Annotated in this window: 1 protein-coding gene; it reads left to right on the top strand. The window is 56.8% G+C overall.

Going from position 1 to position 287, the window contains the following annotated elements:
- A partial coding sequence (locus HY29_RS01960) for an alpha-L-fucosidase (RefSeq protein WP_162176659.1) occupies positions 1–287 on the top strand: 287 nt, incomplete at both ends.

The following is a 287-nucleotide window of genomic DNA, read 5'->3' as shown; positions in this document are numbered from 1 at the left end:
TGGTACCAGAACACGATGCAGTTTGAGGATAGTCCGACAGCGGTTTATCACCGTGAGACATATGGGGCGGACTATTCGTATGATCATTTCGGGACGGCCTTCAATGATGCGCTGGAGGACTGGGACCCTGTATCCTGGGCGCGGCTCTTCAAGGCGTCCGGCGCGCGCTATGTGGTGCTGGTGACAAAGCATCATGACGGCTTTGCACTGTGGCCGAGCGATGTGAAGAACCCGAACAAGGAAAACTGGCATACACAGCGCGATGTGGTGGGCGAACTGGCCGATGC

Source organism: Hyphomonas beringensis, assembly GCF_000682755.1.
GTDB classification, from domain to species: domain Bacteria; phylum Pseudomonadota; class Alphaproteobacteria; order Caulobacterales; family Hyphomonadaceae; genus Hyphomonas; species Hyphomonas beringensis.
The sequence above is the reverse complement of the archived record's forward strand: the minus strand, read 5'-3'. Positions and strand labels throughout refer to the sequence as shown.